The organism is Brevundimonas sp. NIBR10, assembly GCF_027912515.1.
In the GTDB taxonomy this organism is placed as follows: domain Bacteria; phylum Pseudomonadota; class Alphaproteobacteria; order Caulobacterales; family Caulobacteraceae; genus Brevundimonas.
In genome coordinates this window covers 2562369-2588817 of the sequence record NZ_CP115464.1, presented here as the reverse complement: position 1 = coordinate 2588817, position 26449 = coordinate 2562369, and the positions used below count along the sequence as shown (strand labels likewise).

31 protein-coding genes, 3 tRNA genes and 1 pseudogene are annotated in these 26449 nt (G+C 65.8%); 11 read left to right on the top strand and 24 right to left on the bottom strand.

Annotated elements, in window-relative coordinates; all coding sequences use genetic code 11:
- The first annotated feature begins 11 nt into the window (after window positions 1–11).
- The 6 genes from O5K39_RS12720 to O5K39_RS12695 all read left to right on the top strand — a co-directional run bounded on the left by O5K39_RS12720 (window position 12) and on the right by O5K39_RS12695 (window position 5413).
- Window positions 12–2501 (top strand): hypothetical protein, encoded by a 2490-nt coding sequence (locus O5K39_RS12720; RefSeq protein WP_271143991.1) that lies wholly within the window; start codon window positions 12–14, stop codon window positions 2499–2501.
- Between the two features lie 2 nt (window positions 2502–2503).
- The gene (locus O5K39_RS12715; RefSeq protein WP_271143990.1) at window positions 2504–3895 is read left to right on the top strand and encodes a hypothetical protein; all 1392 of its coding nucleotides are present in this window, start codon (window positions 2504–2506) and stop codon (window positions 3893–3895) included.
- Window positions 3892–4176, top strand: coding sequence for a hypothetical protein (locus O5K39_RS12710; protein ID WP_271143989.1), 285 nt, complete (start codon window positions 3892–3894; stop codon window positions 4174–4176). Before O5K39_RS12715 ends, O5K39_RS12710 begins: the two co-directional genes overlap by 4 nt.
- A gap of 79 nt (window positions 4177–4255) precedes the next feature.
- Window positions 4256–4519, top strand: coding sequence for a hypothetical protein (locus O5K39_RS12705; RefSeq protein ID WP_271143988.1), 264 nt, complete (start codon window positions 4256–4258; stop codon window positions 4517–4519).
- A complete protein-coding gene (locus O5K39_RS12700; RefSeq protein WP_271143987.1) occupies window positions 4516–4992 on the top strand; it encodes a M15 family metallopeptidase in 477 nt (158 codons plus the stop codon). Before O5K39_RS12705 ends, O5K39_RS12700 begins: the two co-directional genes overlap by 4 nt.
- 121 nt (window positions 4993–5113) lie before the next feature.
- Entirely contained in the window at window positions 5114–5413 is a 300-nt protein-coding gene (locus O5K39_RS12695) for a hypothetical protein (RefSeq protein ID WP_271143986.1), read from the top strand.
- A 170-nt stretch (window positions 5414–5583) separates the two neighbouring features.
- Here O5K39_RS12695 and O5K39_RS12690 read toward each other — a convergent pair whose 3' ends face one another.
- The 8 genes from O5K39_RS12690 to O5K39_RS12655 all read right to left on the bottom strand — a co-directional run bounded on the left by O5K39_RS12690 (window position 5584) and on the right by O5K39_RS12655 (window position 10274).
- Window positions 5584–5889 (bottom strand): ETC complex I subunit, encoded by a 306-nt coding sequence (locus O5K39_RS12690; protein ID WP_271143985.1) that lies wholly within the window; start codon window positions 5887–5889, stop codon window positions 5584–5586.
- 71 nt (window positions 5890–5960) lie between these two features.
- Window positions 5961–6209, bottom strand: a complete 249-nt coding sequence (locus tag O5K39_RS12685) for a hypothetical protein (RefSeq protein WP_271143984.1) — start codon at window positions 6207–6209, stop codon at window positions 5961–5963.
- A gap of 183 nt (window positions 6210–6392) precedes the next feature.
- Window positions 6393–6469, bottom strand: a tRNA-Pro gene (locus O5K39_RS12680).
- Between the two features lie 47 nt (window positions 6470–6516).
- Complete coding sequence (locus O5K39_RS12675) at window positions 6517–6990, bottom strand: DUF192 domain-containing protein (protein WP_271143983.1); 474 nt, start codon at window positions 6988–6990, stop codon at window positions 6517–6519.
- A 28-nt stretch (window positions 6991–7018) separates the two neighbouring features.
- Window positions 7019–7582, bottom strand: coding sequence for a cold-shock protein (locus O5K39_RS12670; RefSeq protein WP_271143982.1), 564 nt, complete (start codon window positions 7580–7582; stop codon window positions 7019–7021).
- A gap of 239 nt (window positions 7583–7821) precedes the next feature.
- Window positions 7822–7896 (bottom strand) — tRNA-Glu (locus O5K39_RS12665).
- Window positions 7897–7985: 89 nt separating this feature from the next.
- Window positions 7986–9791 carry a single-stranded-DNA-specific exonuclease RecJ gene (gene recJ / locus O5K39_RS12660; protein WP_271143981.1) on the bottom strand — a complete coding sequence of 602 codons (1806 nt, stop codon included), beginning with the start codon at window positions 9789–9791 and terminating at the stop codon, window positions 7986–7988.
- Between the two features lie 12 nt (window positions 9792–9803).
- The gene (locus O5K39_RS12655; protein WP_271143980.1) at window positions 9804–10274 is read right to left on the bottom strand and encodes a hypothetical protein; all 471 of its coding nucleotides are present in this window, start codon (window positions 10272–10274) and stop codon (window positions 9804–9806) included.
- A 70-nt stretch (window positions 10275–10344) separates the two neighbouring features.
- Between O5K39_RS12655 and phaC the strand changes: the two are divergent.
- Window positions 10345–12347, top strand: a pseudogene (gene phaC / locus O5K39_RS12650) (class I poly(R)-hydroxyalkanoic acid synthase).
- On the top strand, window positions 12344–12727 hold the full coding sequence (locus O5K39_RS12645; RefSeq protein ID WP_271143979.1) for a hypothetical protein: 384 nt from the start codon (window positions 12344–12346) through the stop codon (window positions 12725–12727). The pseudogene phaC and the gene O5K39_RS12645 overlap by 4 nt, the downstream one beginning before the upstream one ends.
- Here O5K39_RS12645 and msrB read toward each other — a convergent pair.
- The 6 genes from msrB to O5K39_RS12615 form a co-directional block, all read right to left on the bottom strand.
- Entirely contained in the window at window positions 12714–13220 is a 507-nt protein-coding gene (msrB, locus tag O5K39_RS12640) for a peptide-methionine (R)-S-oxide reductase MsrB (protein WP_271143978.1), read from the bottom strand. The genes O5K39_RS12645 and msrB overlap by 14 nt on opposite strands.
- A gap of 68 nt (window positions 13221–13288) precedes the next feature.
- Window positions 13289–14221, bottom strand: coding sequence for an N-acetyl-gamma-glutamyl-phosphate reductase (argC, locus tag O5K39_RS12635; protein WP_271143977.1), 933 nt, complete (start codon window positions 14219–14221; stop codon window positions 13289–13291).
- Window positions 14218–14442 carry a hypothetical protein gene (locus O5K39_RS12630; protein ID WP_271143976.1) on the bottom strand — a complete coding sequence of 75 codons (225 nt, stop codon included), beginning with the start codon at window positions 14440–14442 and terminating at the stop codon, window positions 14218–14220. The genes argC and O5K39_RS12630 overlap by 4 nt, the downstream gene beginning before the upstream one ends.
- 70 nt (window positions 14443–14512) lie before the next feature.
- On the bottom strand, window positions 14513–15001 hold the full coding sequence (rpsI, locus tag O5K39_RS12625; RefSeq protein ID WP_271143975.1) for a 30S ribosomal protein S9: 489 nt from the start codon (window positions 14999–15001) through the stop codon (window positions 14513–14515).
- Between the two features lie 2 nt (window positions 15002–15003).
- On the bottom strand, window positions 15004–15480 hold the full coding sequence (rplM, locus tag O5K39_RS12620) for a 50S ribosomal protein L13 (protein ID WP_271143974.1): 477 nt from the start codon (window positions 15478–15480) through the stop codon (window positions 15004–15006).
- Window positions 15481–15899: 419 nt separating this feature from the next.
- Window positions 15900–16961: a COX15/CtaA family protein gene (locus tag O5K39_RS12615; RefSeq protein WP_271143973.1), complete on the bottom strand. Its 1062-nt coding sequence runs from the start codon at window positions 16959–16961 to the stop codon at window positions 15900–15902.
- Window positions 16962–17112: 151 nt separating this feature from the next.
- On the opposite strand from O5K39_RS12615, the gene O5K39_RS12610 reads away from it, so the two are divergent.
- Window positions 17113–17373, top strand: coding sequence for a transglycosylase (locus O5K39_RS12610; protein WP_271143972.1), 261 nt, complete (start codon window positions 17113–17115; stop codon window positions 17371–17373).
- Window positions 17370–17591, top strand: a complete 222-nt coding sequence (locus O5K39_RS12605; protein WP_271143971.1) for a DUF2842 domain-containing protein — start codon at window positions 17370–17372, stop codon at window positions 17589–17591. The genes O5K39_RS12610 and O5K39_RS12605 overlap by 4 nt, the downstream gene beginning before the upstream one ends.
- A 56-nt stretch (window positions 17592–17647) precedes the next feature.
- Here the strand turns inward: O5K39_RS12605 and O5K39_RS12600 are convergent, their stop codons facing one another.
- From O5K39_RS12600 to O5K39_RS12565, 8 genes are all read right to left on the bottom strand, one after another.
- The gene (locus O5K39_RS12600) at window positions 17648–18520 is read right to left on the bottom strand and encodes a hypothetical protein (protein ID WP_271143970.1); all 873 of its coding nucleotides are present in this window, start codon (window positions 18518–18520) and stop codon (window positions 17648–17650) included.
- Window positions 18521–18737: 217 nt separating this feature from the next.
- A tRNA-Pro gene (locus O5K39_RS12595) sits at window positions 18738–18814 on the bottom strand.
- A gap of 60 nt (window positions 18815–18874) precedes the next feature.
- Window positions 18875–19315: a MerR family transcriptional regulator gene (locus O5K39_RS12590; protein ID WP_271143969.1), complete on the bottom strand. Its 441-nt coding sequence runs from the start codon at window positions 19313–19315 to the stop codon at window positions 18875–18877.
- Between the two features lie 4 nt (window positions 19316–19319).
- A complete protein-coding gene (locus tag O5K39_RS12585; RefSeq protein ID WP_271143968.1) occupies window positions 19320–19628 on the bottom strand; it encodes an integration host factor subunit alpha in 309 nt (102 codons plus the stop codon).
- A 75-nt stretch (window positions 19629–19703) separates the two neighbouring features.
- Window positions 19704–20681, bottom strand: coding sequence for a beta-ketoacyl-ACP synthase III (locus O5K39_RS12580; protein WP_271143967.1), 978 nt, complete (start codon window positions 20679–20681; stop codon window positions 19704–19706).
- Complete coding sequence (gene plsX, locus O5K39_RS12575) at window positions 20681–21763, bottom strand: phosphate acyltransferase PlsX (protein WP_271143966.1); 1083 nt, start codon at window positions 21761–21763, stop codon at window positions 20681–20683. Before plsX ends, O5K39_RS12580 begins: the two co-directional genes overlap by 1 nt.
- A gap of 94 nt (window positions 21764–21857) precedes the next feature.
- Window positions 21858–22379 carry a DUF177 domain-containing protein gene (locus tag O5K39_RS12570; RefSeq protein ID WP_271143965.1) on the bottom strand — a complete coding sequence of 174 codons (522 nt, stop codon included), beginning with the start codon at window positions 22377–22379 and terminating at the stop codon, window positions 21858–21860.
- Window positions 22376–22921, bottom strand: a complete 546-nt coding sequence (locus O5K39_RS12565; protein WP_271143964.1) for a ubiquinol-cytochrome C chaperone family protein — start codon at window positions 22919–22921, stop codon at window positions 22376–22378. Before O5K39_RS12565 ends, O5K39_RS12570 begins: the two co-directional genes overlap by 4 nt.
- Window positions 22922–23008: 87 nt before the next feature.
- Here O5K39_RS12565 and bamE point away from each other — a divergent pair, with 87 nt between their 5' ends.
- A complete protein-coding gene (gene bamE / locus O5K39_RS12560) occupies window positions 23009–23488 on the top strand; it encodes an outer membrane protein assembly factor BamE (RefSeq protein ID WP_271143963.1) in 480 nt (159 codons plus the stop codon).
- Between the two features lie 208 nt (window positions 23489–23696).
- Here the strand turns inward: bamE and O5K39_RS12555 are convergent, their stop codons facing one another.
- On the bottom strand, window positions 23697–25844 hold the full coding sequence (locus tag O5K39_RS12555; protein WP_271143962.1) for a sodium-translocating pyrophosphatase: 2148 nt from the start codon (window positions 25842–25844) through the stop codon (window positions 23697–23699).
- A gap of 167 nt (window positions 25845–26011) precedes the next feature.
- Window positions 26012–26443: a hypothetical protein gene (locus O5K39_RS12550; protein ID WP_271143961.1), complete on the bottom strand. Its 432-nt coding sequence runs from the start codon at window positions 26441–26443 to the stop codon at window positions 26012–26014.
- Window positions 26444–26449 lie beyond the last annotated feature (6 nt).

Below are 26449 nucleotides of genomic sequence, written 5' to 3'. Positions count from 1 at the left end.
ACCCTGCGACCATGGCCAACGTCGTCGTCCCAGCCTTCGATACCGCGCCCGATACGGTTGTCGGCGCGACGCCCCAGGCGGTGTTTCCGTTCGACTTCCCGTTCTGGGATGCGGCCGACGTCCTGATCTACATCGACTCCGGTGACGGCCCGGTCCTGCTGGATGCGAGCCTCTACACCGTCGAGGGCTTTTTCATCCAGAACGGCGAGACCGTCGAGGGCGGATACGGCTCCGGCGAGGTGACGCTGAACACCCCGGTGGCCAATGTCACCGTGACGGTGGACCGCTTCGTGGTCGGCGAGCGCGAGAGCCAGTTCAGCCGGTCGGCCCCGCTGGGCATGCCCGCGCTGAACAGCGACCTGAACAAGGTCACGGCGCGTCAGCAAGACCTGGCCCGGCAGCAACTCGCCATCGACACGTCCGCATCCGCCGCCGCCGTATCGGCCGCCGAGGACGCTCTGGTCGCACAGAACGCGGCCGCCGTCGCGGTGGCTGCTGCTGCTGCGATGGTCACGGCCAGCTATCCGATCGACACCGATCAGGACTTCACGGCCGCCACCTTTACCCTCCCGGTCGCCGTGTCTGCGGCCACTGTCCGCCGTGTACGCCTCTGGGTCGCGGGCCTCCCGCAAGAGGATGCGATCACCTGCGACGGCACAACGACCGCAACCTGGGTGACGATTCCCACTTCGGGCGCGAGCGTATCCGGCTATGTCGAGCCCGCCGCCGTGGTGGCCGACATCACGGCGAACGCCGAGCGGGTCGTGCCGTCGGGCCGCCTGTTGCGCTCCGACGTCCGGTTCAGCCGCGTCATCGACGTCTATGACTACGCCACGATCTACCGGGATGGCGTCACCGACGACAGCGCCGCGCTGGTCACGGCCCTGTCGACGGGCCGGTATCTGACCCACCACAGCGGCGTCCTCTACGTCAACGACGACGAGACGCTGCCGGAATACTGCACGCTCGACATCACGCGGGGGCAGGTCAGCATCGCGTCCGGCAAGACCCTGACCGTTCCCCCCACGTCGCGGATCATCGCCCCGTCGTGGGCCAACTGGTGCATCGGCGCAGGCGAAATGCGCGGCCTGGTCGAGGCCTGGGCTCCGTGGTTTGGCGCGTTCGGCGACTATGACGAGGCCGAGGTCGACGGGGATTCCCCGACTCCGGTGGCCGCCAAGCTGAATCGCATGGCGCGGGCCTCCCAGAAGATGGCCTTCCTCGACGAGGCCTATGCGCTCGAAGACCCGTTCCTGCTTCTTCCTGAGTTGAACCGACCCCAGCATGTCCACGGCGCCGGCGTTTCGCCGGACGGCTCGGGCACACGCTTCTATCCGATCGGCGGCTCCGGCGACGCGGCGGCCATCTATGTGCGTGGGGCCCAGACGGGCAACGCGGCGATCTGTGAATACAGCCTGCAAGACTTCTCGGTCGTCCCGTCCAGTACGCCTACCGACGTCGGCATCCTGATTGCTGGCGACGGCGGCGCGAACGCGGACGGGTCCAACGACAAGCGCCTGACCGGCCTGATCCCGAACATCGTTCGGAATGTTCACGCGACCGACTTCACCCGCTGCTTCGAGATCCGGTCGCTCAACCGCCTGCACCTCAAGAACTGCACGGCGATCTCGAACACCAAGGCCGTATCCACCGGCCTGCACGTCGGCCTGTCGCCAGGCGGCGCACAAACGACCGAGGTTGACGTCGAGTCCTGCACCTTCGCTCCGCCGCAGACCGGCGCGGGCGGCGGCTATGGCGTGCGCGTCGTCAACAGTGAAACGGGCGCCGGTGCCCCCAACGTCGCAGAGATCCGCAACGTCTCCTTCTTCGGCGACACGCAATCGTACGGCGGTCGCGCGGGCATCGCATACGACTTCTATGGCGAGGCCGCCTCGGGCAAGGCCAAGACCATGGGTGATTTCACCTGGTCGGAGGACTGCAAAGTCCAGGGCGACGGCGCGGACGGCACGATCACGGCCCTGCACGGGCTGCGGATGAACGCGCGGAACGGCGCGAAGCTCAGCACCTTCAAGTTCAACCCGGGCCAGATGGAAGGATTCGCCGGCAACGCTATCGACGCTCGGATCACCGCGTCTGCGGCGACCTTCGGCAAGATCGAAGACTTCGATGTCCGCACGACCTTCCGCTACCACAAGGAGCGGTCTGGCTATTTCGATGGCGTGGTCGGCCTCGATCTCACCGGCAAGCTGCAATACTGCGGGATCACCGGCGCGACATCCGACGAGCATTTCCTGCTGGTCAACTGCATCGGGGCCCGAGCCTACGATCTGCGCACTTCTGGGTCCGATGCTGCATGGGTCGGCCTCGACGTCGGTGTGACTGTGACCGGCGCCAGCACCCTCGACACGAAGACCTACCGCAACGCGATCGGCACCGTCACGCCGGTCGATTTCGACGCGTCGGTCACCGACCCGAACAGCGGCGACGGAGCGGCCGGCGACGGCACCGGCTTCTTCGCATCCATTCTCCAGCAGGTGTAACGATGGCCGGGATCACCTACACCGAGCCTGCGGGGCTGTCTGCCGACCCCAAGGGATTCCGGGACAAGACCGGCGGCGGCGTCAAGGCACGGACGTTCGAGGACGTCAGCACGGGCCTCGCATCCGGGCCGTACACGGTCGCGATCGAGGCGATGATCCAGGCGTCGATCAACGAGGGCGGCACGGCCATCATGCCGCCGAACGTCTTCTCGCTGGCCGATGGGATTGAGCTGGAGGGCGTTCCGAACCTTGTCGGATTTGACGAGGCGTCGGTGTGGACGATCCCGACCAACAAACCCCACATGACCTGTGCCGTCGCCGCCCCCCAGCGCAACCGCACGATCGGCCGGTTCAAGGCCGTCAACACCATCGGCTCGATCTCCAACACGGCGACGAGCGCGCTCAAGCTGACCGGCGACTCGCACCTGGTCGAGAACTGCAAGTTCAACCGCATCACGTCGATCGGCTGCTTCACGACCATGCACAACGCGCTCGGTACGCGCGCCTCGATCCACGGCGAGGAAAACTGGTTCAACAACAACCTGATCGAGGATCTGTGGACGTTCTACGACCCGGCCCTGGTCGGCGCGATCAACGCCAAATACACCTTCCTCGCCGAGGACGGGTCGGGCACCGGGAACCACTTCCGGTCCTTCAAGGGCAATCAGGCGTGGGATACCGGCGTCACGGCCGGCGATCTCGAAACCAAGCCCGCCGTCCTGCGGTTCAAGGTGTCGTCTCCGTCCACGGTCATCGGCGACATCACGTTCGAGCCGGGCCAGATCACAGCCGCTGAGGCCGCTCTGATCTCCTGCGACGTCGGCGAATATATGACCAACGTCCGCATCACGAACGGGCAACTGGACGCCCAGGCTCGCTATCTGGCGCGCTTCACCACGACGCCGCCCGAGAGCATCCACGGCTGGGTCATTGACGTCGCGGTCGGCGGGGAGATCGATCCGGTCTCGTCCATGCCGCTCATGACCGAGAGCCGGGTCAAGACTCAAGGCGTCGATAGCCGGGGCACCGGTGTCTACAAACAAGGCCTCGCGACCGGCGCGCACACCCGCTGGCTGTATCAGATCGACATCGCCGCATACACGGGCGTCGAGTTCACCTTCACTGCCCACGGTCTTGTTCAGGGCGTGGCGGGCGGGAGCCTGAAGGTCGTCGGCCGGGTTGAGGACAACACCGGAGCCTTGGCTGCGGTCACCATCGACTCAACAGAAGTGTCCTCGGGAAATGCGAACTTCTTCGCCCTGACCTGCACGCCGGTCGGCCTGACCATGAAGTTCGAGCTTGTGTTCACGGCGTCTGGGACCGGCAGCTACTACCACTCGAACATTGTCACCGAAGGCCTTCGCTACAAGCTCATCAGGAAGCCACAGGCATGATCCATTTTGAACACGCGAGCCTTCCCGGCACGTCGAACAGCTTCATCATGAACGTGCTGCGTGACGGGGAAAAGATCGGGGTCGTCCGATGCCTGGCGCAACGCCCGCAGGCGATCGAGGGGATGCGCCCGGAAGACGCCGCCGAGATCATCGACGACGTTCTGGACGCCCAGATCAGCGAATCCGAATGGGCGGCGTTCACGGGGCGATATGTCTGCCTCGGCCGCTTCCCAGACCGTCAGTCGGCCGCCGAAGCCCTTGCTGCTCCCCGCTCAGAATGACGCCGGTGCATTCCCGCTAACGGCCCCTATCGCGATGGTGCAGCAACCGAAGATTGCCCCCGCGCGAAAGGCCACGGCGATGACCGACTTTTTCTCGAATCCGATCACCGTCAAGGCCGGCACCGCGCCCGTTGCAGCGGCGGCCCGCTATCTCATCGTGATGCTGGGCACCGCCGCCGTCTCGCGCGGATGGGTCGATCTGACCAACGTGGAAGGCCTGGCCACCGCTCTCGTGACCCTCGGCACCGCCGGATACGGGCTGTGGCGCACGCACCGGGCCAAGAAGGATCTGGTCACGGTGGCCAGCGCCGTGTCGGATGCCGTTGCGGTCGTGAAGCCGTGACGAATATCCTCGGGGCGGGCTCGCTCAAGGAATTGCAGGGCGTCCACCCCGACCTCGTGCGGGTCGTGAAGCGCGCCATCGGCCTGTCGACCCAGGACTTCAGCGTTCACGACGGCCTGCGCACGCTGGAGGAACAGAAGCGGCTTGTCGCGGCCGGTGCATCGCAGACGCTCAACTCCATGCACCGCGCACAGGCCGACGGATTCGGCCATGCGGTCGACCTCGTGCCATACATCAACGGCAAGCTGCGCTGGGAATGGCCCGCGATCTATCCCATCGCGGCGGCCATGTGGCAGGCGGCCAAGGATGAGGGCGTGGCGATCCGGTGGGGCGGCGCCTGGATCGATCTGGCCGACATCAAGTCCGGCACGCCCGGAGCCATGGTCTCGGCCGTTGAGGCCTATGGAGCCGCGCGTCGCAAGATCGGCAAGCGGGCGTTCACGGATGGCCCTCATTTCGAGCTGGCCCGATGAACCCGCGCGTCGCCTTCTCGATCATCCTCGGCATCGCCGGGCTATGCTTCCTGATGGCGGCATGGCTCGTGCTGGCGGGTTGAACCCAATGAGCGTGCATCCGTTTAAGCAAGGGCCCGAGGTGACCGAAGGACGGCAGACCGTGGCAGGAGCCTATGCGAAGATCGAAGGCCACGAGCGGGAATGCGCTCTGCGGTATGAGGCGCTAGGCAATGCCATCCTCGACGTGAAGAACGGATTGAAGTGGGCGATCAACCTCGCCGTCCTGATCCTGATCAGCCTGTTCGCCTGGATGGCCATGCAGCTGTACGGGTACATGCAGCGCGACATCGCAGCGGCCCGGACCCCTCCACCGGCCGTCGCGACCGTCGGACTCCCGAAAATAGTTACGTCATTTCAAGGCCCGGTTCGCCAGTATTGACCCGCCTTTTTCCGACGGCCATCTGACATTTCAACGACATCGGTCCGCTTAGAAGGCGGGTGCTCTATCCGGTTGAGCTATGGGCGCTGGAGCGTGGAGACGGTTAGCGGCAACGGCCCCGCGGCTCAAGCCGGGAGCGATACCCGCTGGTTCGCGTTCCCACCTATCGCTCAGTGCGTCCAGGATTGCTTGCGGCTGGTGGCGAAGTTGTCGGCGTAGGCTTTGAGAATAAGCGGCGCTTCCTGGGGCTCGCTGAGGCGGAAGGCGATGCCATGGCGCTCGGCATAGGCGACGGCCTCTTCCTTGGTCTCGAACGACAGCCGGACCTGGCCGTTCATGTCGGAAGAGGATGTCCAGCCCATCAGGGGATCGACGGTTCGAGCCGAAGCCGGCTCGAACTCCAGCCGCCAGTCCTTGGTCTTGGCCTTGCCCGACTGCATCGCGGTCTTGGCGGGGCGGTAGATGCGAGCCAGCATGGGTTCCTCGGGCGAACAGGTCGGACAGCCGGTCTTATAGCGTCCCGCATCCCGCCGTCGAGACGTCGATTTCAGCGGACCAGATGCGGTTCCCAACCGTCGGCGGCCGTCGCCTCATAGACCTTGCCGTCATCCATATAGACCTGGCGCACGCCGGGCTCGACGTAGCGAGCGATGTGGCCGGATCGGATGTCGGCGGCGATGCGCTTGACGGACGGCGGTCCAAGAACACGACCGACAAGGTTGTCGATCCAAGCACCCAGCCGCGCGGCCGTGGGACGGGTGTGATCGGTGTGGAGATGGAGAGGTGCGTAGCTCATGATGGCCTCCAGAAGTCCTCGAATCGTTGTCATTGAAAACGCAGCACGACCGAAGACGTTCACTATGCGCCCGCTCCTCCTGCGAATTTGCTAACGATGGGGAGGATCGAGGCGGTGCGGGCCCACCGAGGGGCCGGCCAGCCGTCCGCATGGGACCTGACGCAGAACACTTCCGGGTGGGGATGGTCGGAGTGAGAGGATTCGAACCTCCGACCCTCTGGTCCCAAACCAGATGCGCTACCAGGCTGCGCTACACTCCGGCGGCGGGATTTGGCACAAACGGCGCCGCGCCGCAAACGCGAACCGATCAGTTGCCGAAGAAAGGGTGCCGGACCGTGTCGCCGGGCTTGGCCCCGATCTGGTCCATCCGGCCGGCGCGGACCTCCAGCACACCCTTGGCCGGCCCGTTCGACGGCAGGGTCGCCTCCGAGAAGGGCGTCGTGTGGCCGGCGATAGAGACGATCTTTCCGTCGGCCCCGATGTAGACGATGTCGAGAGAACTGGGCGTATTGCGCATCCAGAACCCCTGTTCCTCGGCGACGTCGAACTGGAACAGCATCCCGCGATCAGCCTCCAGCGGGGGACGATACATCAGGCCGCGCTGGCGCTCTGGCTCATCGTCCGCGATCTCGACCCAGAAGGCGTGGGGACCGGAGGCGGTGACCACCGTAAGCGCCTCCATCGGACGACCGGCGCTGTCCTCCGGAGGCTTGGGCCCCTGCGCGCAAGCGGTCAGCGCAAACAGCACGCCGGCCAGGATCAGGTTGCGCAGTCCAGACATTCGCTCGCCCTTGTCGAGGGCGACGAGATCAGTCGCCCGGTTTGATCTCGGCCACCACCAGCCCCTTGGGACCTTCGGCGAACAGAACCCTGACCGTCTCGCCCGGAACCAGATCGTCCAGGCCGAAGCGACGCAGGGTCTCGATATGAACGAAGATATCGCCTGGATCGCTGGCGCGCACCACGAATCCATAGCCCTTGGTGCGATTGAACCATTTGACGGTGGCGGATTCGAGCTCACCCGACGCAGCGGTCGCGGCCCCTTCCAGACCTCGATGATCGCTGCGCAGGCTTTCGTAGCCGCCGGAGCGAACGCGCGGGGACACCGGGGCACCCTCGCCGACCTCATGGACCTGGGTGACCTGCCAGCCCTTGGGGCGGCGCACGCAGTCACAGGTGATCGGTGCGCCCTCGCCCACCGTCTCGTGACCGCTGTCCCTCAGGCTGCTGACGTGCAGAAGCACGTCACGGGCATCCGTGTGCGCGGGCTCGTCCGGCACAATGAAACCATAGCCCTTGCCCGGATCGAACCATTTGATCCGGCCGGTGATCCGGACGATGTCCGCGACCTCCGTCCCCTCGAAATCAGACACAACAACACTTCCCCCATCCGCTCCTGACGCGGACGGGTTTCATTTACCACGGTTCCGCGAGCTGTGGAAAAGACAAAAACGCACGTTTCCATCCGCATCGATACCGTTTGGGAAACGTCCTTGCCCGGAAAGGCCATTCAGGTCCTTCGGCAGCCCAAAATCGTCCGTGCGCCATGGACGGACGATGCCGTTATCACACGCACTGCGAGCGAAACTGTCGATGTCGGGGAAATCCCGCGTGGCAGTCCCTAGGGGAGTCGAACCCCTCTCTTCAGGTTGAAAACCTGACGTCCTAACCGATAGACGAAGGGACCGCTGCGCGAGAGCGGGCGATATAGCGGGCGATTCCGGAGGGCGCAAGCATCGAAACGCGGTATTTCGACAGGGACGATCGAGACGCCGTCTATTGGGCCATGCGGGGGTCGGCGATGTCCTCGATCTCGAACTGCACACCCTTCCGGCCGTTCCAGTCGTCGGCCTTCAGGCGACCGGCCACGTTCAGACCGCCCTGCCCGGCCAGCAACGCCTTTCCTCCCGGCAGGTCGGCGCAGCGCCAGGCGATGGCCTTTACCGAATGACCGTCGGCACCGACCAGACGACAGCGGACATGCCCTCCCGCCATGGCGACCGGTTCTCGCGCCTGGACACCGCTGATGGCGAACAGCGGCTCCGGGTTGGCCGGGCCGAACGGGGCCAGTTGCTCGAACGATTCGAACAGGGCCCGGGTCGCGCCGAAGGGTCCTATCAGGGCATCGATCTCGACCCGGTCGATCGCCTCGGCCTCGGCCTGTTCGCCGGACAGTCGATCGTTCAGAAAGTCGCGAAGCTCGTCGATGCGATCAGCACGCACGGTCAGGCCCGCCGCCATGGCGTGACCGCCGCCGGCCATCAGCACTCCTTCGTTCCAGGCCGCCTGGATTGCGCGCCCCAGGTTCATGCCCGGCTGAGACCGGCCCGAGCCCTTGCCGATCCCGTTGACCGCATCCACGCCGATGACGATGACCGGCTTTCTCCAGCGTTCGCGCAGACGACCCGCAACGATTCCGACTACCCCTGGATGCCAGTCGTCGCCGGCGATCACGACGACCGCAGAGCCGTCGGCGTGGCGACCCGTCTGTTCGACGCGACGCGTGGCCTCCTCGGTCACATCTCGCTCAACCTCGCGGCGGGCGATGTTCAGGGCGTCCAGCTCCTGCGCCAGCGTCCGCGCCTCATCCGGATCGTCGGTAGAGAGCAGTCGCGCGCCGAGGTCCGACTTGCCGATTCGACCCCCGGCATTGATTCGCGGCCCGAGGATGAAGCCCGCATGATTCGACTTCGCCGGGCCCTCGACCGCTCCCGATGCGGCCAGCAAGGCCTTCAGGCCGGGATTGCCCCAAGACGACATTACGCCCAGCCCCAGCCCCGTCAGTGCGCGGTTGAAGCCGGTCAGGCCGGTGACGTCACAGATCGCCCCCATGGCAGCGAGATCGAGCCATTGCCGGATGTCCGGCTGATCCCGGTCGGCGAACAGGCCCCGGCTGCGCGCCTCACGGTTCAGGGCGGCCAGCAGGACGAACACCACCCCGGCCGCCGCCAGATTGCCCTGGCCGGAGTTGCAGCCCGGCCGGTTCGGATTGACTACTGCGAGGCAATGCGGTGGTTCCTCGCGCATCATGTGATGGTCGATGACCACGACATCCAGCCCGATCTCGGTCGCATGGGCCACCGCCTCGTTCGCCGCAGCCCCGCAATCGACCGTGATGACCAGATCGGCTCCCGATGCCTTCAGGGTGTCAAAGGCCTTCGCGCTGGGGCCATACCCTTCGGTGATCCGGTCGGGGACATAGATCGGCAGCTCGGCCCCCATGGCCCGGAACCAGCGCACCAGCAGGGCCGCGCTCGAAGCCCCGTCCACGTCATAGTCGGCGAAAACGTGGACACTGCGACCTTGGACCAGGGCCTCGATGATGGCGGTCGCCGCCGCGTCCATATCCATGAAGCTGGACGGATCCGGAAACAGGGCCTTCAGCGTCGGCTTCAGAAAATCGGCACCCTGATCCGACCGGACGCCCCGAGCCGCCAAAGCCCGCGCCAGCGGCTCGTCGAGGCCAAGCGCCTGCATATGAGCGCGGATGACGGCAGGTTCGGCCGGACGCTGTCGCCAGGTGCGACCGGACAGCGATCGTGTGACATCGAGGAAGGCGGGAATGGGTGAGCCGTCGGCCATGCGCAAGGCGGCCTAAGGGCGAGGCCGGTCGATGGACGGCGGTGCCGCAGCCCGGGCGCGCAGGGCCGCAGCGCGTGCCTCGATATCTTCGGTCGTCTGGACGGCATCAGGCGAGACCGGGGTGGCGGCGATCCGCGCGGCGACGTCACGCTGGAAGGCCTCGGCGTCGCCCAGGGTCCACTCCAACCGCTCGACCTCTCCAGCCAGGGCACCGCCAGTGGCGCGCAGGGTGTTGACGCGAGCCGCCACCTGGACAGGCTCGGGGGCCGGGGTCGCCTTGGGGAAGTCTTCCCAGCGCGGATAGGTTCGGTTGGCCTCGACCAGGGCCACGACTCGGGGCGCGACGGGTGACGCGGCATCCACTTCGGGGTCGAACGCGCCGACACAGCCGGAAAGGCATACGCCAGCGGCCAGCAGTGCCGCCAACGAGACCGGCCGAAGAATCTTTTTCCGCGCGCACACGTTCATTTCGGGGTCGGTCATATGCCATGATCGCGACCGGCGGAAGGCGGCATCCCGTTCGCTCCGCCAGGAAACGCCAGAAGGACACCCGATGGCCAAGCGCCCGACCCCGGCCTCCGACCTGCCCTCCTCTGCCGATCTGCCGCCTGCTGCGCCGCGAAAGTCGGGTCGCCCGACCTCGGCCAAGCCGCCTCGCCCGCGCGCCAAGAAGGCGGCCGCCGAAACGGCACCGTCCCTGCCGCCGCCCGAGCCGAAGCCCCAGCCCGAGACCCCGCCCTCCTTGGCCGACACCGTCGAAGCGGCGGCCAACCCATTCGGCACCATGGGGGCCGAGCAGCAGGCCATGCTGGAGACCCTGTCCCTCAACCTGGCCAAGGCCGCGATGACGGCCCAGGCGGCGATGGCCGAGGCGGCGCTTTCCGGCAGGGGCAAGGACCCCGTCGCGGCCATGAACCCCGACCCCTTCAACGTCGGTCCGGCCATGTCCGAGGTGATGACCAGCCTGGCCGCCAAGCCCGAGAAGCTGTTCACCGCCCAGGCCGACCTGTTCAATCGCTATCTGGACCTGTGGGCCACCACGACCCGCCGCGCGGCGGGACAGGAGGCGGCACCGTCGAAGGACAAGCGGTTCAAGGATCCGGCATGGTCCGAAAATCCCATGTTCGACATGATGCGTCAGTCCTACATGGTCACGTCGGACTGGATGAACGGACTGGTCGCCTCGGTCGAGGATGTCGATCCCCTGACCAAGCGCCGCGCCGAGTTCTTCACCAAGCTGCTGACCGACGCCTTCTCGCCCGCGAACTTCCTGGCCTCCAACCCGGCGGCGCTGAAGGCGATGGCCGAGACCAACGGCGAATCCCTGGTCAAGGGGATGCAGAATTTCGCCGCCGACCTGGAACGCGGCGCAGGCAAGCTTCAGATCAGCCAGGCCGACTATGGCAAGTTCGTCGTGGGCGAGAACGTCGCCACGGCCCCCGGTCAGGTCGTCTGGCGAGACGAGTTGTTCGAACTGATCCAGTTCGACGCTGCGACGGATCAGCAGCACAGGATCCCGCTGCTGATCTTCCCGCCGTGGATCAACAAATTCTACATCATGGATCTGCAGCCGGCCAACTCGATGATCCGCTGGCTGTCGGCACAGGGGTTCACGGTGTTCGTCTGTTCCTGGGTCAATCCGGACGTGGACAAGGCCGCGTTCGGCTTTGACGAATACCTGCACAAGGGCATCTATCGCTGCACCGAAAAGGCGATGGAACAGGCCGGGGTCGATCGGCTGAACACCGTGGGCTACTGCATCGGCGGCACCCTGATGGGGATCGCCCTGGCCGACATGGCGGCCAAGGGCGACACGCGGATCAACGCGACCACCTTCTTCGCCGCCCAGCATGACTTTGCCGAGGCGGGCGACCTGCTGCTGTTCACCGACGAACACTGGCTGGCCCAAGTCGAACAGATGATGGATGACGCGGGTGGCGTGCTGCCCGGCGCGGCCATGGCCGAGACGTTCAACGCGCTCAGGGCCAACGACCTGATCTGGTCCTTCTTCGTGTCCAACTATCTGATGGGCAAGTCGCCTGCCGCCTTCGACCTGCTGTTCTGGAACGCCGATCAGACCCGGATGCCCAAGGCCCTGCACATGGACTATCTGCGCAGCCTGTACGGCCAGAACAAGCTGTCGAAGGGCGAGTTCGAGGTCGGGGGGCAGCGGATCGACCTGGGGAAGGTCAAGACGCCGCTGTATTTCCAGGCGTCGCGCGAGGACCATATCGCGCCGATGAACTCGATCTATCGCTCGGCCAAGGTGTTCGGGTCGGACGACCTGACCTTCACCCTGGCAGGATCGGGCCATATCGCCGGTGTCATCAATGCGCCGGCGGCCAACAAGTACAACCACTGGACCAATGACGCCTTCCCCGACACCCTGGCCGAATGGCAGGCGGGTGCGGTCGAGCATCCGGGCAGCTGGTGGCCGCACTGGGCCAAATGGCTGGCTGCGCGTTCGGGTGAGATGATCCCGGCCCGCGACCCGAAGACCGGCCCCTGAAGGCGATCGAGCCGGCGCCGGGGTCCTATGTGAAAGTGAAGTCTTGAAGCGTATCGAACCCAACCTGCTGCTGGCCGTCGCCACCGGTATTCCCCTGCTCCTGCTGACCCTGACCGCGACCGTCTATGGCGAGGCAGGGCCTGCGTGGCGCTATCCGTTCCTGGCCGGGCTCTACACGGTGATGTTCGTGTTCCTGAACCGGCCGCTGGCGCGGCTGATGAAGATCCGGGTCGATCGGCCGCCGATGATCAGCCTGGAAGCCCCGACCTCGGCCTTGTGGGCCGGCATCTTTCCGCTGGTGGTCATGGTGATGGCGGCCGTGCCCTTCTTCGTGCGCGGCTGGGACTACGGCCTGCTGGTGGTCATCGCCTCGATCATGTTCGGCTTCACCGTCGACTCGGCGATGAAGGCCCTCAGCCGGGCTTGAAGATCAGGGCGACGCCGTTGTTGCAGTAGCGTTTGCCGGTCGGGCGCGGCCCGTCGTCGAAGACGTGACCCTGATGCCCCAGGCAGCGGGCGCAGTGGTACTCGACGCGGGGGATGCCCAGGGCCAGGTCGCGCTTGGTGCCGATATTGGCCGGGTTGACCCGGAAGAAACTGGGCCACCCGGTGCCGCTGTCGAACTTCCAGGCCGACAGGAACAGCGGCAATTCGCACCCGCGACAGACGAAAGTGCCGGCGCGGTGTTCCTCGTTCAGCGGGCTGGTGTAGGGCCGCTCGGTGCCCTCGTGCCGCAGCACGTCATAGCTGGCGGCCGGCAGCCGCGCACGCCACTGGGCGTCGGTGATCCGGCGGAAGGGCGACGAGGCGAACGCGGCTTCGTCAGCGCTGGCGGCCTGGGACGAAAACGCTGTGATGGCCAGGGCACCGGTGCCGGTCAGCAATGCACGGCGGTGAGGGATCAGAGTGGCGTGGGTCATACCTCTACATACGGCGCGCGATGGCGGAAGGTTTCAAGCCATCTTCCTTCTCCCCTTAGGGAGAAGGGTCAGGTCAGGCCGGTGTCTTCCGGCAGCCCCAGCATCAGGTTCAGGTTCTGCACCGCCGCCCCCGACGCCCCCTTGCCGAGGTTGTCGAGCAGGGCGACCAGCCGCGCCTGTGATCCGGACCGATCGCCGAAGACGTGCAGGCGCATCCGGTTGGTGCCGTTGAGGCCCTCGGGGTCGATGCCGGTCAGGGCCTCGGTGGTCTCCAGGTCGGCGACCTCGACGAAGCGAGAGCCGGCATAGTGTTCGGCCAGGGCACCGTGGATGACCTCGATCGAGGGCGAGCCCGGAAGGGAGGCCAGATGCAGCGGCACCTCGACCAGCATCCCCTGGCGATAGGCGCCCACAGCCGGGGCGAACATCACGTCGTGGCTCAGGCCGGTGTGACGGGTCATCTCCGGCACATGCTTGTGGTGCTGGGTCAGGCCATAGGCGCGGAACGCGGGCGCCCCGCCTGCTTCGAACTCAGCGATCATGGACTTGCCGCCGCCGGAATAGCCGGACACGGCGTTGACGGTGACGAACCGGTCGGCGGGCACGATCCCGGCCTTCACCAGAGGCCGCATCAGGCCGATGAAGCCGGTCGGATAGCAGCCTGGATTGCTGACCCGCGTCGAGCCCGCGATCGCCGCCCCCTGCCCCACATCCATCTCGGCGAAGCCATAGGTCCAGCCGTCGGCGACCCGGAAGGCCGTGGAGGCGTCGATGACCCGAGTAGTGGCATTGTCGATCATGCCGACCGCCTCTATCGCCGCATCGTCGGGCAGGCACAGGATCACCGCATCGGCCGCGTTCAGCGCCTCACGCCGCGCGGCCGGATCGCGCCTGCGATCGCCCAGCAGGATCAGTTCCAGGTCGGCGCGAGCCTCCAACCGCTCGCGGATCTCAAGCCCCGTGGTGCCGGCTTCGCCGTCGATGAAGATGGTGTGGGTCATGGTCTAGGTTCACGCCAGAGGCCGATTTCGCGGCCAAACAAGTGGGGCTCCCACCCCGCAAATGACTGGACTACCGCGTCGCATTCGAGCGGCTCGTCCACTAGGAAGATGACGATGCGCTCGCCGATTTCTACGCCGCCAGCACTCTTGATGGCATCATCACTCAGGTGATGTGCTCCCGAGGGATCTCGGTCTGCGCCGGAAACTGCGATCCGTTTCATCCGAACCTCCAGAAGAAAAAGGGCGCTCCGGTTTCCCGAAGCGCCCCCAATCCAAACCGTACGAAACGACTTAACGCTTCGAGAACTGGAAGGACTTGCGGGCCTTGGCGCGGCCGTACTTCTTGCGCTCGACCACGCGGCTGTCGCGGGTCAGGAAGCCGTGGGGCTTCAGGACCGGGCGCAGGGCCGGCTCATAGTGGGTCAGGGCGTGCGACAGGCCGTGGCGGATGGCGCCGGCCTGGCCCGACAGGCCCGAACCCTCGACCGTGCAGACGACGTCGAACTGGGTCTCGCGGCCGGTGACGACCAGGGGCTGGGCGATCATCATGCGCAGGATTTCGCGGGCGAAATACTGGAGCTGGTCCTTGCCGTTGATGGTGAACTTGCCGGTGCCGGGCTTGACCCAGACGCGGGCGATCGCGTTCTTGCGCTTGCCGGTCGAATAGGCGCGGCCTTGCGCATCCAGCTTCTGCACATATTCGGGGGCGGCTTCGGCGGTGGTGCCGAGGCCCTTCAGGGCGTCGAAGCCGGTCGCTTCGGTGGCGGTGACGTCGGTCATGCTCAGATGTTCCGGAAGTTCTTGGCGGACATCGACTTGAAGTCGACGATTTCCGGCTGCTGGGCTTCGTGGGTGTGGGTGGCGCCGGCGAAGATGCGCAGGTGCGTCATCTGCAGGCGAGCCAGCGGGCTTTCCTTGGGCAGCATGCGCTCGACGGCCTTTTCAAGGACGCGCTCGGGGAAGCGGCCGTTCAGGACCTTCTGCGGGGTGGTCGATTTGATGCCGCCCGGGTGGCCGGTGTGGCGATAGTAGACCTTGTCGGTCAGCTTCTTGCCGGTGAACACGACCTTGTCGGCGTTGACGACGATGACGTGGTCACCCAGGTCGACGTGAGGCGTGTAGGTGGGCAGGTGCTTGCCGCGCAGGCGGTTGGCGATGAACGTCGCGAGGCGACCGACAACGACGCCTTCGGCGTCGATGACGATCCACTTCTTGTCGACGTCGGCCGGCTTGAGCGCGACCGTGGTGCTCTTCAGCATGTCGGTGGATTCCTGGAAAACGAAACGGGCGGCCCGAGCCAACAGCGGTCGGAACGAGCGGAAGGCGCGCTAGTAGAGGATGGGCGTGCGGAGGTCAATGCGGGCGAAATGCATGACCCGCATCTACATCACTGTTTTTACATCGCTTTTCTAATACGGTACTAAAATACCGCATCTATCAGCACTCGTCATGCCGGTCTTGGCCTGACTTGATCGTCTTGTGGCCAATCCTTGGAGTGGCGGTGGCGGTCTGAAAAACACACCGCCAAAGCGCCAAAGCGCCAGGAATGACGCGGCTCGCGACCGGATCGAACCTGTTCGGCCCGCTTCATTGGACGTGTCAAAGACCGTCACGCGAACATGGAGACGTCAAACGGAACCGCAAGGCCGAGGCCGGATTATTTTCCTAAACGATAGCCCTATCGACGCCTTGGGCCCGACATGAACAGTCTCGGCTGCGAGCGACGCACCATCCACAGGTTCATCGTCGCCAACATCAACACGATGGCCGCGCCTGCCTGGTGCAATCCGCCCAGCCACAGCGGCACGGCGTGGATCAACGTGACAACCCCCAAAAGCGCCTGAAGCCAGAGCGCGCCCGCCACCACGAAGGCGAAGGCGCCGAGTCCCTCGGCCAGCCGCCAGCGCCAGCCCTGGATCGCATAGGCCGTGCCGAACGCCACCAGCAGGTAGCCCCAGATGCGGTGGTTGAACTGGACCAGGGCCTGGTCATGCAAGAAGGCCAGCGCTCCCTTGCCCCATTCCACCGGCGGGAAGAACCCACCGTTCATCATCGGCCAGTCGGTATAGACGAACCCCGCCTTGGCCCCCGCGACCAATCCGCCCAGCAGGCACTGCACGAAGACCGCCCCCAGCAGGACGGCGGCACCCCGGCTCCAGCCCTCGGGCGAGCGCGAATGCTCTTCTCCGGCCCAGGCCTCCAGCCCCGTCCAGATCAGGCCGGCGAAGATGGCGAGCGCCAGCCCCAGGTGGACGGTCAGCCGCTCCGGCGCGACATCGACCCGCTCCGACAGGCCCGACGACACCATCCACCAGCCGATCAGGCCCTGAAGGCCGCCCGCCGCCAGCAGCAGGAAACAGCGCCAGACCAGCCGACGGGGAATCTTTCGCATCAGCAGGAAGACGACGAACGGAACGGCGAACACGACCCCGATCAGCCGGCCGAACAGACGGTGCGCCCACTCCCACCAGAAGATGCCCTGGAACTCGGCCATGCTCATGCCGGCGTTGACCTGGGCGTACTGGGGGATGGCCTTGTATTTCTCGAACGCCTCGGCCCAGGCGGCCGGATTCATCGGCGGCAGGGCACCCATGATGGGCTTCCATTCGGTGATCGACAGGCCCGACCCGGTCAGGCGGGTGATCCCGCCGATGACCACCATGGCGAACACCATGGCCGCGCAGACGAACAGCCATACCGCGACCGATCGACTTTGTTCGCGATAGCCCAAACGCTTCATTCGACGCCTGCCGTCCTGACGGATACACTGTCGTTCTGAACGGAGGCGACAGATCGTCCCCGGACCTTGGCGGTATGCCCGGCCATCAAGGCAAGATCAAAGCGGTTTTCCGAACCTCGTCGTCGCAGGCGGGATCGGGCGGGCACGGAGAATGGACGCCTTGCAGTACGCCGACATCCTCATCGCCGTCGTGGGCGTCCTGATCGTGGCCGGGATCGCCGACATGCTGGGCGGCAAGCGCGGCTTCGGCGGGGCCCTGCTGGTCGCCTCGGTCGGGGCGGCCTGCGGCTGGTTCCTGGTCATCCGGGTGTTTGCCCTGACGACCATGGACGACTGGAACTGGATCCTGTGGGCGCTGGGCGGGGCCGCGCTCAGCCTGCTGGCCTATTACCTTTTGAGGAACAAGCGATGAGCGCGCCCGTCGAACGGCCCAGCCCCCGCCGCGCTCTGGCCGCCCTGCTGACGCTGATCTTCCTGGCCGCCTATGTCTGGACCGTCATCGCGATCGGCGACCGGCTGCCGGACCGCTGGTGGATCGACCTGCTGCTGTTCGGCGGCGCGGGCCTGGTCTGGGGCGTACCGCTGATCCCGCTGTATTCATGGGCTGAGAGGGGGCCTAAGCGCCGCTGAACGAAAAACGGGGCCGTCTTTCGACGACCCCCGACGTCTCTTCTTTTTAGAACGGGTCAGACGAGCTTTGGGTTAATCCAGTATTGCTCGCCGTCTTTGATAGTCATGCCTTCTAGAGTTGGCTTGCAGCTGTCGTATCGCAAACGGCAGGGCTGTTCCCATGCGAGGTGCCAGCCGAGCCCGTATAGGGCGTCCATGATACGGCCCTCAATGCTCCGGCTATGGGTCCCAATGAACAATCGGCGCACTCGGCTGTCTAGAAGTTCTAGGTTGCTCTGGACTAGGCGGACCTCGGCCCCTTGAACATCCCAGTGCATAAAGTCGATGATCCCTAGGCCTTCGCAGATCATATCCAGAGTCAGCCCTGGCACATCGACCATTGGTGTCTCATGGCCCCGATAGTCGCCGCCCGTCTGACCCGCTGCCGCACCATAATCGACAGGCGCGACCCAAGAGGGGATTTGCACGGTCTCCGGCTGATCCCATGCCGCTCCATGCAGGACGCGGATCGTGTGATGTCCCAGCCCATTGCTCCAAAGATGATCCTGAATCATCCCAAGCTTGTTCTCGACGGCCTCAACGGCGACGAGAGTGACGTCTCCAATTCCCCAACGTCGGCAGGCGACCCCAGCCGCACTGATCCAAGGCCCCCAGCCAGCGCCTAACTCTACGATTGTGAATCGTTCCTTGCTGGCCTCGACTGCCGAGAGGATGGCAGAGTACTCTCCAACTCCACCATAAATCCCGTCGTCGGGATCAGGAACCTGGTTGAAGATCGCACCGTCATGAGTGTCCCCTCCGGCGAAGAAATCAACCCGCGTCCGTAATCCCATGAAGTTGATGAAACGACCCGATTCGGAAACCATCTCATGCGGTGGAGCCCGAAAGCGCTCAAGAATACCGCTACGGATGCTGTCCATGAGGTCCATGGCGCGAACATAGAGGAATCAAGATTCGCCGACTAGAGAATGCATGTCCTGCCCGTATCAAAGCATCGACAGGTCGGCGACGGCCAGCAAAGCTTATCCCAAGCCCGTGGCATCATTCGAATGGAGGTGAAGGTCCGATGGCACGTCGAGTTGGATGCGGCCTCAAACTGTAGCAGCGACCGCATCCATGTTCTCGATACCCACCATCGTTTCGCGATGGTCGGAGCGACAGGATTCGAACCTGCGACCCCTTGACCCCCAGTCAAGTGCGCTACCAGGCTGCGCCACGCTCCGAGAGGCGGTCCTATAGCGGGGCACCCTCGCCGCCGCAAACCGAAAATCGGGAAAAGCGCGTCAGGCGGCCAGGACGGCGTCCAGGCGAACGCGAGCGGCCTCCAGATCGGCGATAATGGCCGTCAGGCCTTCGTGGTCGCCGAGGGTTGCGGTGGATGCATCCGACTCAGCGGACGTTGTGGAATCCGGCTCGGCATCCATGACGAAGGTCGAGTCGGGATCGCCATAGGCGGCCAGACGGGCCAGGCCCTGATCCTTGTGCAGGCGCTGGACGCCCTTGATGGTCAGGCCCTCGTCATGCAGCAGGCGCTTGATGGCCTTGAGCACCACGATGTCGTTAGGGCGATAGAACCGACGCCCGCCTGCCCGCTTCACCGGAGTCACGAAGGTGAATTTGGTCTCCCAGAAGCGCAGCACGTGCTGGGGCGCGCCGACTGCGTCCGAGGCTTCGGATATGGTACGAAAAGCCTGAGGGCCTTTTGTGGCGGGCTTGACGGCCAAGGGATCAGGCCCCGACGCCCGCGTCGTGTACCTTGGACTTCATGATCTGGGACGCGCGGAAGCTGATGACCCGGCGCGGATTGATCGCCGCCGGTTCGCCCGTCTTGGGGTTGCGCCCCATGCGGGCACGCTTGTCGCGGACCTGGAAGACGCCGAAGCCCGACAGCTTGACCGTCTCGCCGCGTTGCAGCGCCTCGACGATCAGCTCCAGAGTGCGTTCAACCATGGTGGAGCATTCCTGTCGCGACAGACCCACATCCTCGTGGACGGCCTCGCAGAGGTCGGCTCGGGTCAGGGTGCTCTGTTCGCCCAAGATGTTCGCTCCAATGATCCTGACCCGTTCATAAAGCGGTGAAAACCGCGCAAAGTCAAAGTCGGAAGCGTCACCTTACAGGCGAATTGCGCAGGCGCCCCAGGTCAGGCCGCCCCCCATGGCCTCCAGCAGCACCAGATCGCCGCGCTTGATGCGCCCATCCTGGATCGCGGCATCCATCGCCAGGGGTATCGAGGCGGCCGAGGTGTTGGCGTGCAGGGCCACGGTGGTGATCACCTTGTCCTCGTCCAGACCCAGTCGATCGCCGACGCCCTTGATGATTCGCTGGTTAGCCTGGTGCGGCACGAACCAGTCGACGTCGGCGATCTCGATATCCGAGGCGGCGCAGGCGGCGGTGATGGCCTCGGCGATGTTCACCACGGCATGGCGGAACACCTGATTGCCCAGCATCCGCAGATGGCCAACCGTCCCCGTCGTCGTCGGCCCGCCATCGACATAGAGCAGGTCCGTCTTGGTGCCGTCGCAGCGCAGGGCGAACCCCAGCAGGCCTTGGTCCGCCTTGGTCCCCTGCCCCTCGCGCGGCTCGACCACGAACGCTCCGGCCCCGTCGCCGAACAGGACGCAGGTGGTCCGGTCGGTCCAGTCCATCAGCCGGGTCATCTCCTCGGCGCCAATGACCAGGGCGCATTTGGCCATGCCCCGCGCCACGAACCCATCGGCGACGCTGAGCGCATAGACGAAGCCCGAGCACACCGCCTGGACGTCGAAGGCGATGCCGACCGGACAGCCCAGCTTACGTTGGACGATCGAAGCGGTGGCTGGAAAGGTCATGTCCGGCGTCGTGGTCGCGACGATGATCAGGTCCACGTCGGCCGGGGTCTTGCCCGCGTCGGCCAGGGCGCGGCGCGCGGCCTCGGTCGCCAGGTCGCTGGTCGGCTGGTCGTCGCGCGCCTGATGGCGCTGGCGGATGCCGGTGCGCTCGACGATCCATTCGTCGGAGGTGTCGACGAACTTTGACAGGTCCGCATTGGTGACGACCTTTTCCGGCAGGAAAGAGCCGACGCCGGTCACGGCGCTACGGGTGACGCTCACTACAGACTTTCTCCGGAAATCGTCGGGCTTTCGGGGGCGGGTTGGGCGGCGTGCATGACGGCGTCGAGCTTGCCCATCTTCTCGCCGACCTTGACCAGATAGTCGCTGCGGGCCAGGTCGACGCCGATGCGGATGGCGTTGCCGAAGCCCTTGGCATTGGCCCCGCCGTGGCTCTTCACGACGATGCCGTTCAGTCCCAGCAGCGGCCCGCCATTGATGGCGCTCGGGTCGATCTTCTGGCCCATGGCCTTGAGCGCCGGCAGGGCGATCAGGGCCCCCAGCTTGGCCTGGACCCCCGACGTCAGGGCTTCCTTCAGCAGGGCCGAGATGAAGCGCGCGGTGCCTTCGGCCGTCTTGAGCGCGATATTGCCGGTGAAGCCGTCGGTCACGACCACATCGACCGTGCCCTTGGCGATGTCGTCGCCCTCGACGAAGCCGTGGTAGTTCAGGTCGAGACCACCGGCGCGCAGCACCGCATGGGCCTCGCGTACATCCTCATGGCCCTTCATGTCCTCTGAGCCGACGTTCAATATGCCGATGGTGGGACGGCCGGAGCCATGGACGGCGGCGTGAAACGCCTCGCCCATGATGGCGAACTCGATCAGTTGTTCGGCGTCGCTCTCGATATTGGCACCGACGTCCAGCACCGCCGTCACGCCCTTCAGGGTCGGCCAGCTGGCCACGATGGCGGGTCGCTCCAGGCCCGGTGCCGACATCCGCAGGATCAGCTTGGAGATCGCCATCAGGGCGCCGGTGTTGCCGGCCGACACGACGGCACCCGCCTCGCCCGACTTCACCGATTCGACCGCGTTCCAGAGGCTGGAGCCCTTGCCGCGGCGCATGGCCTGGGCGGGCTTCTCGTCCATGGCGACGACCTTGTCGGTATGACGAATCTGGCAAACGTCGTCGCCCAGTCGGCACGTCGCCATCTCGGCCGCGATCGCCGCCTCGTCACCATGCAGCAGGAACCGCACCCCTTCCCCGCCGTGACGTCGGATGTAGTCGCGGACGCCGGGCACCACCACGGCCGGGCCGTGGTCGCCGCCCATCGCGTCGAGGGATATCAGGACTGGGGATGGCAAGAGGCTGTTCGCTCCGGACGCGTGATCGCGTCGCTCATCTATTGGGCGAGGCATACCGCCGCAACGGCGACGATGCAAAGCGGCTGTCGTTACGTCAGGTTTCCCCGGCGTCCTTCGCCTTGAATTGCTTGAGGACCGCAAACGGCGAAATCTCTGCCGGCTCCTCGGGCTGGACGAACTCCGCGCCGGGTTTTCTCGGAAAGGGATCCAGCGTCAGCGCCAGTTGTTCGACGGCGTACTGGCCCAGATCGATTCGCCCGTCCTCGATCACGTCGGGGGCGTCATCGTCCAGGGTGATCTCGATTTCGTCGGTCTCGATCGGGTCGACAGCCTCGACAAGATCGATCGAGAATCGTTGATCGATCTCGACCGGCAGGGGCTCAAGGGTGATGCCGCAGGTCTGGACGGCACTGGCCCGGACGCGGCCGGTCAGGCGATATCCGGCGTTGGCGGCCGGGGCCACCGACAGGTCGGCGACGAAGGCGTCCAGCGACGCGAGGTCCAGAGCCTTGGCGATTTTCGCCCGCGCCGCCGCGTCCGGTTCCAACGTCCGGTCCAGACCCTTGCCGATCTCGTTCAGGCGGACCGGCTCGCTCAGGGGCAGGGTCGGGGTCATGCGGCGATCTCCGGCCAGGCTGGCGTGGCGAGCACATCGGCGAACGGCTGAGCGCCCAGAGTCCGACGCGCCGCAAGGGCGTAGCGGGCCAGCGGCTCGGCCCGCGCTGCGTCCTCGGTCCCATAGACGTTGCGCGCCAGGTTGGCGGACAGGGCACCGACGTCCTCAGCCCGCAGCGGTCCCTCATAGGCGGTCATCCGGCCGTAGAGGGCCTCACCCAGCTTGCGCATCTTCTTGGCCATCGAGACATCTCCGACGCCGAGTTCGCGCAGTACATTGTCCAGAGCCGAAACATAGACGTCGAACAGGCTCTGGGCGGCCGCTGCGCCCTCGGCCGGCCCTTCACTGTCCTCGTCGCGCAGCCGCAGGATCAGCAGCAGGGCGTGCAGGGTGTAGAGCTCGAACCGCGCATCGATCCGGTCCTCGACGCCCAGGTCGGTATAGAACGCCGGTTGGCGCGCCTGCGCGGACACCGCCGCATACAGGGCCTCGCCCACCGGGGGCGGCGATTTGGGTCGTTTTCTCAGCAGAGCAGTCAGCATGTCATGCGGCCCCTTTTCCGCCGCGACGTTGAACTAGGACGCGGGTCCGGTTAGGTCAAAGACCTTGTTGCTCGTCAGGCCCCATCCATGACCCGTATTCCTGCCCTCGTCGCCGCCGTCGCCGTGCTCGGAACCCTGGGCGCCTGCGCTCCCGTGGTTGGGCTGCACGGGTTCCAGGTCGTCGACGTGGCACCGTCGGACATCGTCGCGGGCACCGACACCAAGGAGACGGTGCTGGCTCGCCTGGGCACGCCCTCGACCACCTCGACCTTCGAGAAGGACCAGATCTGGTACTATATGAGCCAGACGACCGAGCGTTACACCTACAACCGTCCCCAGGTTTCCCAGCGCAGCATCACCGAGATCACCTTCAACGAGGCCGACGGCAAGGTCGCCGCTGTGCGCACCCTGGGCCTGGACGACGGCGAGAAGATCGCCATGGAACGTCGCGAGACCCCGACCCGCGGTCGCGCCCTGACCATCATGGAACAGCTGCTTGGCAACGTCGCCCGAGGCCAGTTGCCCCGCACCGACGAAGACGTCCCGGGCGCGCGCCGTCCGGACTAGGAACTATCTCTCCCTCCCCCTGCGGGGGAGGGCAGATCGCGAAGCGATCGGGTGGGGGCGGCAAAGCGATACGGCGCTGTCTTGCCTTGCCCTTCCCACCCGGTCTTCGCTGCGCTTCGACCACCCTCGCCCGAGGGGGAGGGAGACAGAAAACGCCCCGGAGATCGCTCTCCGGGGCGTCTTTCATTTCAGCGGCCTGATCCTGGGATCAGAACACCTTGCCGCTCGCCAGCACCGCCAGCAACAGCAGGGCCACGATGTTGGTGATCTTGATCATCGGGTTCACGGCAGGGCCTGACGTGTCCTTGTAGGGATCGCCGACCGTGTCGCCGGTGACAGCGGCCTTGTGGGCCTCTGAACCCTTGCCGTGGAGGACGCCGTCCTTGTCGGTGAAGCCCTCCTCGATCACCTTCTTGGCGTTGTCCCAGGCCCCGCCGCCACTGGTCATGGAGACCGCGACGAACAGGCCGGTGACGATGACGCCCATGAGCATGGCACCGAGAGCCGCGAACGCCGTGGCCTTGTCCGTGATGGCCAGGATCGCGACGAACAGGACGATCGGCGACAGCACAGGCAACAGCGACGGCACGATCATCTCGCGGATCGCGGCCCTGGTCAGGATGTCGACCGCCTTGCCGTACTCGGGCTTGACCTCATAGGTCATGATGCCCGGGTTCTCGCGGAACTGGCGACGCACCTCGGCGACGACCGCCTCGGCCGCGCGCCCCACCGCCATCATCGACATCCCGCCGAACAGGAAGGGCAGCAAACCCCCGAACAGCAGGCCGACGACGACATAGGGGCTTGTCAGGTCGAAGGTGACCTCGCCCAGACCGTAGAAGAACGACCCCGGCAGGGCTTCGGCGGCGAAGTACTTCAGGTCCTCCGTATAGGCCGCGAACAGCACGAGCGCGCCGAGACCCGCCGAACCGATCGCATAGCCCTTGGTCACGGCCTTGGTGGTGTTGCCCACGGCGTCCAGCGCATCGGTGGAGTGACGCACTTCGGGCGGCAGGCCCGCCATTTCGGCGATGCCACCCGCGTTGTCGGTGACAGGACCGAAGGCGTCGAGCGCCACGATCATCCCGGCGACACCCAGCATGGTCGTGGTGGCGATGGCGATGCCGAAGGAGCCGGCCAGCTGGAAGCTGGCCACGATGCCGACGATGATGACCAGGGCGATCGGGGCGGTCGCCTCGAGCGAGACGGCCAGACCCTGGATCACATTGGTGCCATGGCCCGAGACCGAGGCCTGGGCCACCGAACGGACGGGACGGTAGTTAGAGCCGGTGTAGAACTCGGTCACCACCACGATGGCGGCGGTGACGGCCAGGCCCACGACACCCGCCCAGAACAGGCTCATCGGCTGGATGACAAGCCCGCCCGTAGTCGTGATCGCATCCGGAACCAGCTGCGAGATCACCCACCAGACCGCGCCGACCGACAGGACGCCGGTGACGATGAGGCCCTGGTACAGCGCCCCCATGATGTTCTGGTTCTTGCCCAGACGCACGAAGAAGCTGCCGATGATCGAGGTCACGATGCAGACGCCGCAGATCGCCAGCGGCAGCAGCATCATTGCCCCGACATACTCCGAGCCGCGGAAGAAGATGGCGGCCAGCACCATGGTCGCCACGGTCGCGACCGCATAGGTCTCGAACAGGTCGGCGGCCATGCCGGCGCAGTCGCCGACGTTGTCGCCGACGTTGTCGGCGATGGTCGCGGCGTTGCGGGGATCATCCTCGGGGATACCCGCCTCGACCTTGCCCACCATGTCACCGCCGACATCGGCGCCCTTGGTGAAGATGCCGCCGCCCAGACGCGCGAAAATCGAGATCAGCGAAGCCCCGAAGCCCAGGGCCACCAGACCGTCCACGACCTCACGGCTCGTGGGCTCCAGGCCCATATGGACGACCAGGACGGCGAAATAGCCGGCGACCCCCATCAGGGCCCCGCCCGCCACGAACATGCCGGTGATGGCGCCCGAGCGGAACGCCAGGTCCAGGCCCTTGGCCAGGCTCTGGGATGCCGCATGGGCCGTGCGCACATTGGCGCGCACCGAGATCAGCATCCCGGCATAACCGGCCGCACCCGACAGGACCGCGCCGATCAGGAAGCCGGCCGCCGCATAGGGTCCGATCAACAGCCAGGCCGCGATCAGGACGACCACGCCGACGATACCGATGGTGAAATACTGACGCTTCAGATAGGCCGACGCCCCTTCCTGGATGGCGGCGGCGATCTCTCGCATCTTGTCGTTGCCCGTCCCGGCCTTCATCAGGACGAAGGTCTGGATCGCCCCGTACAGGACTCCCAGAACGCCGGCCCCGAAGGCCAGCGTGAGTATGTGATTCATTGGCGTTTCCGTGCCTAAAAAGCCCCCGGCTCCTTGGCGCGGCGGGCCTTATGACCTCTGTCCGCCTTCCGGTACCCCCCGGGTGCATCGGACGCTGAGATTGCGCCCACTCGGGAATTGCCCACAGACCGTGCCAAATGCGGCGCGATGACGCAAGCGGAACAAATTCAGGCCCCTCCGGGCACTCCGGTCCGGCGACGGGGCGTCTGCATCAGGACTTCGGACTTCACGACCGAACCGGGACCCGACACCACATTGGCGATGGCCATCATGGCGGCGTTGATCGCGTTCTCATTGAGCTTCGTCCAGTCGCCTGGCACGGTGAAGGGCGCGCGATGGGCGGTCCGGACCAGGGCGTCGCGGAAAAAGGGATCCTTGCCCCGCATGGCGGTGGCGTCGGCACCCGGACCCAGGGTCAGTTTGACCGTGACGAAGACGTAGTTGCGCAGGCGGCCGTCGGCGACGACCGGCAGGCCGACCCCGCTGATGTTCAGGGTCACGCCCTCGGCCGGGGCGGCGCTTTCGCTGGCCAGGGCGGATGTGGCGGCGGCACCTGCGAGGGCGACGGTTCCGACGGCGATGAGGTCTCTGCGGCGCATGATCGG

What these genes read in the sequence shown, in the direction of transcription:
- O5K39_RS12630 (WP_271143976.1), bottom strand. Translation starts at nt 14,442, where the DNA reads ATGAAACGGATCGCAGTTTCCGGCGCAGACCGAGATCCCTCGGGAGCA.
- rplM (WP_271143974.1), bottom strand. Translation starts at nt 15,480, where the DNA reads ATGCTGAAGAGCACCACGGTCGCGCTCAAGCCGGCCGACGTCGACAAG.
- O5K39_RS12720 (WP_271143991.1), top strand. Translation starts at nt 12, where the DNA reads ATGGCCAACGTCGTCGTCCCAGCCTTCGATACCGCGCCCGATACGGTT.
- bamE (WP_271143963.1), top strand. Translation starts at nt 23,009, where the DNA reads ATGACCCGTATTCCTGCCCTCGTCGCCGCCGTCGCCGTGCTCGGAACC.
- O5K39_RS12600 (WP_271143970.1), bottom strand. Translation starts at nt 18,520, where the DNA reads ATGGACCTCATGGACAGCATCCGTAGCGGTATTCTTGAGCGCTTTCGG.
- O5K39_RS12705 (WP_271143988.1), top strand. Translation starts at nt 4,256, where the DNA reads ATGACCGACTTTTTCTCGAATCCGATCACCGTCAAGGCCGGCACCGCG.
- msrB (WP_271143978.1), bottom strand. Translation starts at nt 13,220, where the DNA reads ATGACCCACGCCACTCTGATCCCTCACCGCCGTGCATTGCTGACCGGC.
- O5K39_RS12610 (WP_271143972.1), top strand. Translation starts at nt 17,113, where the DNA reads ATGGACGCCTTGCAGTACGCCGACATCCTCATCGCCGTCGTGGGCGTC.
- O5K39_RS12615 (WP_271143973.1), bottom strand. Translation starts at nt 16,961, where the DNA reads ATGAAGCGTTTGGGCTATCGCGAACAAAGTCGATCGGTCGCGGTATGG.
- recJ (WP_271143981.1), bottom strand. Translation starts at nt 9,791, where the DNA reads ATGGCCGACGGCTCACCCATTCCCGCCTTCCTCGATGTCACACGATCG.
- argC (WP_271143977.1), bottom strand. Translation starts at nt 14,221, where the DNA reads ATGACCCACACCATCTTCATCGACGGCGAAGCCGGCACCACGGGGCTT.
- O5K39_RS12710 (WP_271143989.1), top strand. Translation starts at nt 3,892, where the DNA reads ATGATCCATTTTGAACACGCGAGCCTTCCCGGCACGTCGAACAGCTTC.
- O5K39_RS12555 (WP_271143962.1), bottom strand. Translation starts at nt 25,844, where the DNA reads ATGAATCACATACTCACGCTGGCCTTCGGGGCCGGCGTTCTGGGAGTC.
- O5K39_RS12690 (WP_271143985.1), bottom strand. Translation starts at nt 5,889, where the DNA reads ATGCTGGCTCGCATCTACCGCCCCGCCAAGACCGCGATGCAGTCGGGC.
- O5K39_RS12605 (WP_271143971.1), top strand. Translation starts at nt 17,370, where the DNA reads ATGAGCGCGCCCGTCGAACGGCCCAGCCCCCGCCGCGCTCTGGCCGCC.
- rpsI (WP_271143975.1), bottom strand. Translation starts at nt 15,001, where the DNA reads ATGACCGACGTCACCGCCACCGAAGCGACCGGCTTCGACGCCCTGAAG.
- O5K39_RS12675 (WP_271143983.1), bottom strand. Translation starts at nt 6,990, where the DNA reads ATGTCTGGACTGCGCAACCTGATCCTGGCCGGCGTGCTGTTTGCGCTG.
- O5K39_RS12685 (WP_271143984.1), bottom strand. Translation starts at nt 6,209, where the DNA reads ATGAGCTACGCACCTCTCCATCTCCACACCGATCACACCCGTCCCACG.
- O5K39_RS12655 (WP_271143980.1), bottom strand. Translation starts at nt 10,274, where the DNA reads ATGACCGACCCCGAAATGAACGTGTGCGCGCGGAAAAAGATTCTTCGG.
- O5K39_RS12570 (WP_271143965.1), bottom strand. Translation starts at nt 22,379, where the DNA reads ATGACCCCGACCCTGCCCCTGAGCGAGCCGGTCCGCCTGAACGAGATC.
- O5K39_RS12715 (WP_271143990.1), top strand. Translation starts at nt 2,504, where the DNA reads ATGGCCGGGATCACCTACACCGAGCCTGCGGGGCTGTCTGCCGACCCC.
- O5K39_RS12550 (WP_271143961.1), bottom strand. Translation starts at nt 26,443, where the DNA reads ATGCGCCGCAGAGACCTCATCGCCGTCGGAACCGTCGCCCTCGCAGGT.
- O5K39_RS12565 (WP_271143964.1), bottom strand. Translation starts at nt 22,921, where the DNA reads ATGCTGACTGCTCTGCTGAGAAAACGACCCAAATCGCCGCCCCCGGTG.